Genomic DNA, 10501 nt, shown 5'->3' on the forward strand with positions numbered 1-10501 from the left:
GTCTCTGCCTGAGATGTATTCGATCCGTCCTCGACTTTCAAGAAGGTAACTCAAATGGCTACCAGGAAGACAGGCAAGTCCCCAGTAAGCGCGTCAAACGTCATAAACGACCCGAAGCAGACGTTACAGACGTTCAAGCTTTCGGATCTGGAACAGTACACCTCCGAGGGGGCGTACTCAGCCAATGCAAGTTCGGACGTCCACCTTTTTTACGTCGGACGAGATGATGTTCACGATATCCTCAAGTACATCATTTCGCGTGTGAGCATCTCGTTGTATATCAATATGTACGGATACGACGATAGTGAGCTAAATGACATTCTGATGACGCTGGCAAAGGATCCGTCGGTTACGATGCTCGTTACACTGGACCGGTCGCAGGCCAAAGGAGTTGCGGAGGCGGGTATCCTTGACGCGGACTTCATTAAGAATGCGGCCGCTTTTAATACGCATTTTGTTATTGGCGAATCACTCACACATCAGATCAGTCACACGAAGGGATTTGTGGCCGACGGACGGGTGGCCGTAGAGGGGTCGACGAACTGGTCGACAACGGGAGAAGGAATTTTTGTGGTGGGCGCAGACGGGAAGGCCGTTGCAGGTGGGCCGGGCTTTAAAGCACAGAACAACACAGCCTGCGTAATCACAGATCCGGACACCATCACACGCTTCCAGACCGAATTGATCAGGGAGCACATGGCTGCGCAAAGCCAACCAAACTCGTCGCCTGCCGAGTTTTTCGCCAACTTTAAAGCCAAAACACCCGTCAAGACTAGCGCAAAGAAGAGCGCAAAGAAGAGCGCGTCGTAGTCAACCAGCGAGTGCTCTTTTACCTTGCCTTGTCGCTTGTTGCAATCGGCGGAAAGGTGCAATCGGGGCTCTTGGGGTTTCTGCAGTATGACAAGAGTGCGTCGACCGACTTGATATTGGCCGCGGAAGACGCGCGTCTCGCCGGGAGGATACTCCACGCGCGTCTGACACAGAGCCGAGGACCGGTTCTGGTGTCCGACCGAGAAAATCCAGTCTTAACCACCTAAAACCGTTTTAGATTCTCTCAACCTAAATCCCCCTCGCTATACCTTGGGCAGCGATTGAAGAAGCAGCACGTCGCCGGACGGCCGACATCAAATCGCCATGTTTCTTCCGCTGCAACCGCATCTGCGCATCCGAACATGCGCAGCCTTCTCATTTTTCAGGAAACGAGGTTGAAGTGAAGGACTGTCACGAATTTGTCTTCTTCGCAGCGGGGTCGTTGAATCGCGCGCGTGATTTTAAAAGGGAATCTAAACTCGCGCGGGCGTTACCGCCGGCGCTACCCGTGCTGACCTGCCCAGTAGAACAGAGTGACCAACGCATCCTCATGGGATTGCGCATGCAACGACACAGCTTTGGGTTCGGCAGCGTGCCGATGTTAGGCGACAAAGTGATGACCATCAGGCTCCAGCTCGACGGTCTGCAGGTGTACTGGCTTGCAGACATGAGCGATGGCGAAGTTTGGGCGGCCATCGACGCATGGAGAAAGGCAGGCAAGGTACCGTTCTGCTTCGGATTCGCGTCCCGAACGAAGCAAGACTGCATGCTCGGAACAGTTGATATCTCTGCCGAGGCGCCGAAAATCTCGAAATTCCGGGACCGGGTGACTCCGGAAATTCCCGAAGGCATCTGGGACCAGATGGCAGATTTGGCGACGAGCGGCGTGATGCAACTTCAGGCTACAAGCGATATTCCCGGAGTCGCGCTTGAGCACGTGCTTGTCAACGTGCTGGCGACAAAGCGTCTGCGAAAGCGTACAGGTGTGGAGTTCTTCCCGCAGAAGCCGGTGTTCGCGACGGCGGCAGGTAGTGCAGGGGCCGGCCTGTTCCATTGATTTCATTGATTGACGGTTGACAGATGCGCGGCGTGATGACGCCGCGCGTTTTATTCGGCGGGTGAAACCGCGTCCCTAACAATAGATCTAGTCATCTCGTCCTTGAGCTGATTGATCTGGCGGACGATTGGACTCGACGCATAACGCAGCACAGGGCGTGCTGCGTGCCTCTAGAATGGCTCATGTCCATAGTTTTTCGCCGACCAATAATACACAAGGGTCACCGCGTGGCGTCAGAATGGTTACCCGCCGCTTACCTCTTGTGACACTAACGCGAAACGTTTGACGGGCCTGGTCATCAACGTTTTCGCGCAAATTAAATCGGACGATCCTATCGCCATTGAAAGGGGGCAGTCCCTTGCGTTTGACCGGCCATCCTTCGAAGGTGATTACCTCGTCGAACTGCTTGCCCTTTGCCTTGTGCATGTTCATGACGACAACGCCTGATTCAGGTTTTGTGCCGGTTGAGAAATGCTGCTGGACGAAAGCCTGCCTTGTAATTTCCAGGGCGTTCCGGTACCCACCATTGTTCCGCCAGTCTTGCGACAGGTCTTGTCGGAGCTGTGTGCCGCGGTCGAGAACACGAATGCTCCTCGCCGCTTCGGCAACTTCACGCAGGCGCTTGCAGGCTCCTACCTCCAACACGTTTCTGACCGCGCGCCAGTCGGCGTCGGGGTCGCCTGTCAGTTGCAAAGCACAAACTTGCTCATACACCGCCAGAACGTTGACGATGATGCTGTTCTTACGGACCGCTTTCCCCTTCGCGTGAGCTGCGACAAGCTCGTCGTATGCCTTGCGTAAGCTGACAGCTTCGTTCAATGCTTCCTGGGACGGCTCGTCGCCACCTTTGCCCTGGTAATAGTGGCAAAGCAAATCGATCAGCTGCGCGAAGTGCGGGGGCTCGCCGGCGAGCTGCATCAGCAGTGCGATGACTTCTGCCGAAAGAATGGCAGCCTCCATCTCAACTACCGCGGTGTGCGAAATCGCTTGCATACCGGCTGGGGGCTGGCGAAGTGCATCTGAGACGAGGCGAGTCATCCTTTTTGTTGGAACCAGAATCGTGAGCGACCAATCCTTGATGCCCAGTTTTATGAGGCGCTGTCGCGCGGCGTAGGTTGTTGTTACAAGCATCGTCATCGCCGGGTCAGTGAACGGTTCGAAGAGGCGGAACTTGACGCCCTCATACGCCGGCTGACGGAATTTCCCCGTGAGCAAATCGTTACCGAACATGCCGATTTCGGTTCCAGCGCTCCGATGATTGTCCGTGCTCAGATCGACATCGACCGGTTTGAATGTCTTTCGGAACTGGTCAAGGCGAGCGGGGTCGGCACCGATCCAGTCATATATTCGCTGTTCTGGATCGGCAAGCGCGATCAGCCGGGAGTACTTACCCAGTGCCTGCACCACTCGCCACTGGGCACCGTTTGTGTCCTGGAATTCGTCAAGGATGATCACAGGATACATGTCCGAGATGAGACGACACACGCGGTCGCTGCCGTACAGAATTTCACCTACATACGTTGCAAACAGGTCAAAGCAGATCCGCCCATCGTCGATGGCGAGGCGTGTGCGTTCCGCCTCCTCGGCAGCAAGCTTTGCCTCCTTCTGCACATCAGTCAGCTTTCTCACGGGAAACTTCGCGCGGATGCTCGCGAGCGCGATGGCTTCGCCTGGTGGCGTCAGAATGTCAATCCGTCTTGGCAATCCGACAAGATACCCGTGAGACTTCAGGATGCGCCAAAAGAAAGAATGATACGTCTCGACTTCAATAAGGCGTTTCTGCTCAGACGGTATCCTTTGTTCGTGTTCGATGGCCTCCACGACGCGTGACACAGTTGCACGCGCAAAACTGACGAACAGGATCTTCTGCCCAGCGGCGAGTTCACTTCCCGCGATCGTCGCAGCTTTGAGGATTGAAACCGTGGTCTTGCCTGAGCCCGGTCCTCCGACCACCAGGAGATGCCCGTCGGCATCTAAAACCTCCTGCTGCCCCTTAGTCAATTCCATCGACGCCGGTCTCCGGATGCGCATTCTCGTCTGCAGGTTCAACTTTTTGGGCAGATGGTGGAGACGGCGCACACGCTTCCTTGAGCGTTTTGGCGGCTTCCTTGATCCACGCGGGCGTCTCAGCTTCGCTGCACTGCGCGAGGAAGTCTGCAATGCCCCAGTTCCCTTTCGACCACGCAAAATACTCGCCGAGTGCATCGACGACCTGGGCGACTGGATCCGGATAGTTCTTCAGGATGTGAGGCGGCCAGTCAAGTTGACTGGCGAAGCGTTCTAGCGCAGCCTTGGTTGTCCCCTTGATCACAAGATCTTCGAATCCCTTCTCTTCGTGCATCAGCAGTAGTTCGACCTCTGCTTTGATCTTCGCTTCATTTTCGTTGTCTTGTTTATCACAGATGCCGAAAGTCCGTTTCCCCAAGCCCCTGTATAGTTTTGCCATGCCGGAAACATTCTTCTCCCCGGAGGCATCAACGGTACATATGCCCAACGCTTCGAGCGAGAAGTAGGTCTCAGGATTGAGTTCTGCCAGACGTCGACAGGCGACTGGGAAGGCCGACGCCTCCGTTGGACCTTCTGCGATCAGGACGCGGCGAGCAAGCAGCCCCTCGCAAAAAATCGTCCTGAATTCTTGCCTGTAACGCTTTGGCTTCACATTATCGGGCAGTTCAATCGTCCGCTGCGCCAGCATACCTTGTGCATCGCGCGCGAGAACCAGCGTCTCATCAGTTGTAAACTCCTCCAGCACATACGGTGAATGCGAAGTGAAAAGAGTTTGCGATGCAAGTTTGCGCACTTCGTGAACGATACGCTTCTGTGCATAAGGCGGTATCGCGGTCTCCGGCTCCTCCATCGCAAAGATGACATTCTGTTTGCTTTCCGCGATCTGCGACAGCATGGCGAGCACAAGCATGTTAATCGTGCCCGTCCCCTGGCGATAGAAAGGGGCGGCGTGCTGGCCGTCGCCGGTGGCAATAAATGCTGTCACGACTTTGCGCAGATGTTCGCGAGTGAGATCGGAAACCTTGAGGTGTGGCTCGACTCCCCATTCCTTTGGTACGTACTTCTTGAGGGCTGTGTTAATGCTCTCAAGAACAGGCGATATGCCCAGGGCGGGGTCGCTGGCAACTGCCATCCCTGAAAGCGTACCGAGGGTGTCCTCCCACATCTGCGGCCTTACCTCTTTGAGGCGCAGGATGATGTCGAGAAGACTTCCTCGCTCAAGGCTGAGGGCCCGCGAGCCGGTGCGAATGGTGCGCAGATACAGGAAACCGCACAGTTGCTTGTCTTTCCGGGAGAACTGCTCGGGACGGGCGGCTTCCGCGAGGCTGCGTGAGAAGTATGTCCTACCTTCAAAGTCGTCCTCCTCCTCATCGTACCAGCCGTGAAAGGTGACTCGTAGAGCCTCGGCTATTGACGCAGCATCCACACCAGCCGGGTTCGGTGTGTCGTAAAGCTTGCTTGCCGTTGAGTCCCAGAATTCGATGTGGTCGCCAAACCGCGCTCTCTGCTCAAGACTAAGGTCGACGATGACCGCCTCGATCTGAATCCTGGGCTGCTCCGCGATATCACCTCCGGATGCAGCCGCCTGCGGCGGTTCGGCATCAATGGCCAGCAGCGCCGCGGTGGCATCCACCGGCGGCTTGCTGAAGTAGCGGCCGTTGAAGAAGTCATGTTCGCTTATCGGTGGTACTCGATTGAGCCGGTCGGGACCGAGTACAAGGTCAAGTGCTTCGAGTACCGTCGTTTTCCCGGTGTTGTTGTCTCCAATAACAACACCGTGTTTGGGCAAAAGCAGTGTCGCGTGCTTTACGCCCCGAAAGTTGTCGATGCTAAGGCGGATTATGCGCATGGGCAGACCTGGTTGGGGGAACATACCTGCTGCGGGATAGCTTATCGCAAGGCGAGTTGTGTGGACTCGCTATCGGTGGTCTGGCAGTTGTAACCCTCAAGGTGCCGTTGTACACGCACCAGCGCATTTCCTGAGCTAAAAGTGTAGAAGCCCAAAAGGACCGTCGATAGTGTACCGAGCAGTTGTCGAGCGCTTCATTCGAATTGAGCATCCGGGCACGGTATTCGTCGAGCGCCGTGTCCGTAATTTCGTCTCGCGCGGGATGTACAGGTTCAGCGAAGCATCAGGTGTGACCTTGAATGCGGTCCGACCAGATGCGTATTGCATATACGCCCGCGGATAGTCGTAACCGTTCCGCATCTCCATCAGACGGGCTGCCGTTTCGTCGAACATCGTGAATCTCAAAAACAGTTAGCGAGTGGAAAATGCTGAGAGCGACAGTAGAACTCTGGCCGGGTGGCAGGGAAAGCCGGAGGCGCGTGATAGCAACGGCGAAAATCGGCAGGGTGAAAAATGGCGCACTCGCCGACTATGAAATAGCCCTCAAAGAAGATCCGCTCGATACTGTCGGTGACATCGCGGTTGTGCGTTTCTCACGAGTTCTCACCAGAACTGAGAAAGCGGCGACACATCTGGCCCCATATGTACTGTACTTTCTTCGGAAAGTGCAGTACTGCGAGACGCCCGTCCAGTAAGGGACAGCGGGGAGTGAGTGTTCGCTCATACAGCCCGTTTCTTTATACAGCACACCGCCCCCTAATCGGGGCTGAGCGTCGGGTGAGCGAAGTCATGCTGAATGGATTCGGCCAGCGCGTCGATCGTGATGCCAAACCCCTGCATTCGCCGGCGGGTCAATGAGCGATGCCGGCTTGTTTGGCGGAGAGGCCTCTTTCGCAACGAGATTGGCTGGTCCGGCTTGGAGTGGCGAGACATTCGGCCCTCTTCCAAGTGTCGACCAGTCTGTCTCCAACTGCGATACCTGCCCCGGTCCACCGAACTCACAGTTCCTGATTCAGGCTCAGTGGAGCGGGACACTCAGGCCTCTTCTCTCGTTGCCAAATGGTCTTTTGGTGAATGGAGCGTATGAGAGTCGGCGCGAGACGATCGTCTAGTACGTTACGGTCCGCTACCAGGCCGCTGAGATCGAGCTCCGCATCCGACAGCCCGTTGGGTTCGTAGGCGGGCTCTGCAGGCATGCAGAATACATATCTCACCAGCGTGGTCCGCGTCCAAATGAAGAGCGAGGTATCGGCAGCGGACGTTGTTTAACCCTAGAAATCCCAACGGTTGCAGAGGGCGTGAGCGTGGGTGCGTCGAACTCGAGTGCAAGCGGACAACCCGCGTCCTCGGCGCGAAGCCGCACGTAACCCCGTATCACATTCTCGGAAAACTCATACCATCCTCTCCTGAAAAGTTTCAGAATTTTGTTGTGAGCGGGTGTACGCAGGCGGCCGAGATAATTGGTCAGCTCCTTCGAGCCTACCACGGGCATTTGCACCACTTCGGCGATGCGCTTGTAGGACTCAAATATTGACGCAAGGCTTCGTTGCAGATCCGAGTGATCTGCCGCGGCCCACAACGCTAACTCGAAGTTCTTATCATCCCTGGCGATCGCGCGATCGTAGCCGGGCCTAAGCTTGCCTTCCATGCTGGCAACAGAGCTTCGTATTGCAGCGAAATAGTGCTCGGAGTTTGTCTCTACCAGTTCAGACTCGTCCTGAAATATCTCCCAGTACATGTTGCTACAGATCAGGTGGATGTAGTGGGGGAAGCCATCGCTGATGGCAGCGATGCGGAATTTAATATTCTCGGGGATTTCTATTCCTAGAGCGCCAGCAGACTTCTCAATAATCTCGTACCTGCTGCCGAACATCAGTCGTGAAAGTGGGATTCCCTCGAAATACCGCTGACTGGATTCGTGGGCGGCTAACAACTCCTCAAGTGAGCTACCAACCCCACAGAAGATGAACTGAACGGGAGCCTCTTGGTCGCTTACCTGTTTCACGAAATCCGCAAAAAGCTTGCGTTCGTCGGCCTTTTCGATTCGGTCAAATTCGTCGACGACCACAAGAAGCTTACTGGAAGCCTTCTTTGAAACGCCGCGCAAATAGGAAACCGCCTGGTTCAGATCGAAGGTTGTCCCGAGATCAACAGCTGCATCGTACTTTACTTCGTATTCGTACCCGACTTCAGCGGCCATAGTAGGAGAAATTTTGCCGCCGAGCTTCAACCGGTGTGTTCGGGAAACCGGCTTTGCCTGAGTCGTTATCTCTTGAACAACGCCGCCGATGTTGCTGATGATTTGCTGGAATGTTGTACTGGGCTGGCAACCGACTAATATCGGATCGAAGTCCCCACAGTTCTCGAATGCGGCGGTGCGCGCGAGGGACGTTTTGCCAACCCCCCGGTCGCCATAGATGAAAATATGCCTGCCATCAAAGACCAATGCGCGCTTGATCTGTTCGCGCTGTTGTTCACGGCCCATCAGATATTCTAGACTACTTATCGGCTTGCTGACGTGCAGCCATGACTTCACGACATCCGTGAATGTCGCCTCGTCAAACCCCTGAATTGCCATCGTCACCCTCGGCGGAATTTCTTGATGTTCTCGACGTAAAGTCAAGCGTACCAGAAATGAATATGCACGTGCAGACGGGTAGCCTCCGCGAGAGCCAACTATCAAACGAGATGGAGCGACGAGCTGCCGCAGGCTGAGGTGCGCATTGCCTGGTGCAAAGCGCCGTCTCAGAGAGAAAGGTTGGCTTGGTGCAACAGTTGAAAACCACAGAAACCATACCAAGTGTTCGGCGCGCACGACTACTTTGGGGTACAACGTGTACCAAGGCTTGGAAGTTCCTCTGTTTTAGGCAACCGCGCCTATCGACCCGACAGTTCGGCGCGCGCCTGTCTGTCCCGCTCGCTATACCTCGAGGACATAGGCAGGAGGTCCCGTTATGGACTGGATGAACGTGCTGGAAGGTGCTTCTTCGTAGAAGCACTCACCTGCATTCACCGGGAGCACATGCTCGGAAATTCCCTCTGCTTCCTGGCTTGCCTGGTTTCGTTCGCGCTGATTCTGGGTACCGCGGCAACGACCCGTCGTGAGGCGGGGTCCATTCACATCGGCCGGAGTTTCTCTTGGAGGGCGTGCATCCAGCGGGCGGATGCGACTACCGCGTAAGCCAATGAGTGAAGTCCGGTTCCCGGCACATGAGCGTCGCCGACCCGGCGGCAGCGTCCCGTCTTTAGCCAAGCCTCAACAAGAAAGCAAACCAGCCAAATTCCGCCCGGTCTTCGTATCTGCTTGCTGTGAACGTTCCGGCTAATGTAGCGCGCGGGGTCTGTCCGTCCACTCGTACATCGTCACTGACCGCGGCGTCAAAGTCATCCAGATATCCAGTAAATGTCTGAACTTCGCCATCCTGAAGTGTTCTTGCAAATTGAAACTGCTTCGCATTCTGTTTCCAGGTGGGGGTGGTCGCGCCTGATACGGGCTCCAGAGGTTGCGTAACGTTCTCAGAATCACCAATCGTTCCGATGACAACCCCGTTACTAAGCGACTCAATAGTCAAGTGACCCCGAACGCCATTCATGAAAATGGCCCACATGCTCACGCCAGGTATGGAATCCATTCGCTTTCTCCTTAAGCCATCGTCGAATCTCAGCGTAGTCACAACACGACCTCTCGTCAAAATGGAAGCGTAACGATAGCGATATGAAAGGTCAGCAAAAGCGGCTCTCTGCAATCGTCTTCCTTGACGGGAGGCGACGTCGTCTAGTCGCTCGCAGTACACCAGCCTGCGCTATTGTTCGTAACAGTACTCGGTTACAGCACCCGTCGATGCAGGAGGACCCGATGCGCACGTTCCGGCTTTGCGTGGTTTTGGGGCTGTTCTGGCTCTTCGGGAGCGGACAGTTCAATCTTGCACACGCTTCCGCGTCCGTGGGTCAGGACATGTGCCAGCAATATGCGTCAAACTGGACAGCGACCGAGCGCCAAGTTTGGGGTTCGATTTGCCAAACGGGACAATCCGCCTACCCGCGCCCATGCGGCGAACAGAGCTTCCGAGGCGAGTTCACCCACCGAAATTCACAGCGTCAGCGCGCTGTCGGAACCGGCCTGTTCCAACTTGGATTCAAAATTACCAGCCCACCGGAACTTGCCCTCCAGACGGTTCGCGGCGATGCGTACGTACGCTGCTTTGAGCGGTACCTCCCGGGCTTTGCCGACATTCCGGATTTTGGGGGTGCAGCGGTAGTAAGCGGCGCGATGCAATCGTTTTCCGGCCGCCTAGTGAAAACAGTTCTTCCGCGTGAGTGCGGCTACGTGGACGCCATCTCAGGCCAGTTCCTGGCTGCGCTACTTACACAAAGCCCGTACCGCGAGCGCATCGCGGATAAAGGCTTTAAGCTGGCGGGCGTAAGAATAACGGGCAATCTGGACCTTACAGGTCGCACAATTCCGGGGAACATGGAATTCGACTGCTTCTATTTTGATAACGCGAGCTTTGGGGATGTCACGAGTAACGGCTCATTGAAATTCCAGCGAGGCGGTTTTGAAAAAGCTCCTTCCTTTGAAGGAAGCCGCGTTAAGGGGACGTTGGTAATTGACGAAGTTACCATGCCCCGCCTTTATGCCGCAGGCATCGTGGTTGACAAGACACTCGCTCTTTCCCTCCCATCGAAGGATCTCGAACTGCTCCAGCTAGACGGCAGCACGCTAGGGAAACGCTGATTAATGAATCTCGGCGGTCATCGCTGACGCAGCCGAGAACCTC

Annotated in this window: 7 protein-coding genes; 3 read left to right on the forward strand and 4 right to left on the reverse strand. The window is 55.6% G+C overall.

The window, feature by feature from the left end:
* Positions 1–54: 54 nt before the first annotated feature.
* Entirely contained in the window at positions 55–810 is a 756-nt protein-coding gene (locus tag BN2475_RS35795) for a phospholipase D-like domain-containing protein (protein ID WP_245841576.1), read from the forward strand.
* Between the two features lie 400 nt (positions 811–1210).
* A complete protein-coding gene (locus BN2475_RS25635) occupies positions 1211–1867 on the forward strand; it encodes a hypothetical protein (RefSeq protein WP_094782271.1) in 657 nt (218 codons plus the stop codon).
* A 180-nt stretch (positions 1868–2047) separates the two neighbouring features.
* Here BN2475_RS25635 and BN2475_RS25640 read toward each other — a convergent pair whose 3' ends face one another.
* The 4 genes from BN2475_RS25640 to BN2475_RS25665 all read right to left on the reverse strand — a co-directional run bounded on the left by BN2475_RS25640 (position 2048) and on the right by BN2475_RS25665 (position 9355).
* Entirely contained in the window at positions 2048–3874 is a 1827-nt protein-coding gene (locus BN2475_RS25640) for a UvrD-helicase domain-containing protein (RefSeq protein ID WP_094782272.1), read from the reverse strand.
* Positions 3861–5747, reverse strand: coding sequence for an ATP-dependent nuclease (locus tag BN2475_RS25645; protein ID WP_245841578.1), 1887 nt, complete (start codon positions 5745–5747; stop codon positions 3861–3863). Before BN2475_RS25645 ends, BN2475_RS25640 begins: the two co-directional genes overlap by 14 nt.
* A gap of 1186 nt (positions 5748–6933) precedes the next feature.
* A complete protein-coding gene (locus BN2475_RS25660) occupies positions 6934–8301 on the reverse strand; it encodes an ATP-binding protein (RefSeq protein ID WP_094782275.1) in 1368 nt (455 codons plus the stop codon).
* Between the two features lie 667 nt (positions 8302–8968).
* Complete coding sequence (locus BN2475_RS25665; RefSeq protein ID WP_094782276.1) at positions 8969–9355, reverse strand: hypothetical protein; 387 nt, start codon at positions 9353–9355, stop codon at positions 8969–8971.
* 224 nt (positions 9356–9579) lie between these two features.
* On the opposite strand from BN2475_RS25665, the gene BN2475_RS25670 reads away from it, so the two are divergent.
* Positions 9580–10458: a hypothetical protein gene (locus BN2475_RS25670; RefSeq protein ID WP_143325900.1), complete on the forward strand. Its 879-nt coding sequence runs from the start codon at positions 9580–9582 to the stop codon at positions 10456–10458.
* The last annotated feature ends 43 nt before the right edge of the window (positions 10459–10501 follow it).

Origin of the sequence: Paraburkholderia ribeironis, assembly GCF_900019265.1 — a bacterium.
Taxonomy (GTDB): Bacteria; Pseudomonadota; Gammaproteobacteria; order Burkholderiales; family Burkholderiaceae; genus Paraburkholderia; species Paraburkholderia ribeironis.

Bases quoted from the DNA above. Each gene is read 5' to 3' on its own strand.
- BN2475_RS35795 (WP_245841576.1), top strand. From the start codon at position 55: ATGGCTACCAGGAAGACAGGCAAGTCCCCAGTAAGCGCGTCAAACGTC.
- BN2475_RS25640 (WP_094782272.1), bottom strand. From the start codon at position 3,874: ATGGAATTGACTAAGGGGCAGCAGGAGGTTTTAGATGCCGACGGGCAT.
- BN2475_RS25645 (WP_245841578.1), bottom strand. From the start codon at position 5,747: ATGTTCCCCCAACCAGGTCTGCCCATGCGCATAATCCGCCTTAGCATC.
- BN2475_RS25660 (WP_094782275.1), bottom strand. From the start codon at position 8,301: ATGGCAATTCAGGGGTTTGACGAGGCGACATTCACGGATGTCGTGAAG.
- BN2475_RS25665 (WP_094782276.1), bottom strand. From the start codon at position 9,355: ATGGATTCCATACCTGGCGTGAGCATGTGGGCCATTTTCATGAATGGC.
- BN2475_RS25670 (WP_143325900.1), top strand. From the start codon at position 9,580: ATGCGCACGTTCCGGCTTTGCGTGGTTTTGGGGCTGTTCTGGCTCTTC.